Annotated in this window: 1 pseudogene; it reads left to right on the top strand. The window is 56.1% G+C overall.

The window, feature by feature from the left end:
• Positions 1-216 (top strand): annotated as a pseudogene (locus H6M51_RS24390) (cytochrome c oxidase subunit 3 family protein); the annotation flags it as partial.
• Positions 217-326 lie beyond the last annotated feature (110 nt).

A 326-nucleotide genomic window follows, 5' to 3' on the forward strand; every position in this document is an offset into this window, starting at 1 on the left:
GAGGTTCGCTACGCTCAGGATGCAACGCTCGACACCTTCTTCGAGCTCTATTTCATCATCACCGGCTTCCATCTGCTCCATGTCTTTTTCGGCGCTATTGCTCTTCTTCTTGTCGCCTGGCGCCCGGCGCGGGAAAACCTGGTTCTGATCGCCACACTATGGCATGTGATCGACCTCGTCTGGTTGGTCATCTTTCCCATTCTCTATCTTGCGTGAGGCTTCTCATGACCCGCAGACAGCGTGAGGATCTGGTGGGTGTGCTCGCCATGCTGATGACCTTCGCAATTGGTGGCGCGATTGTTACGGCGCTCGCCGGTCCAACGATC

The sequence above is a fragment of the Rhizobium sp. AQ_MP genome, from assembly GCF_014237835.1.
GTDB lineage: Bacteria > Pseudomonadota > Alphaproteobacteria > Rhizobiales > Rhizobiaceae > Allorhizobium.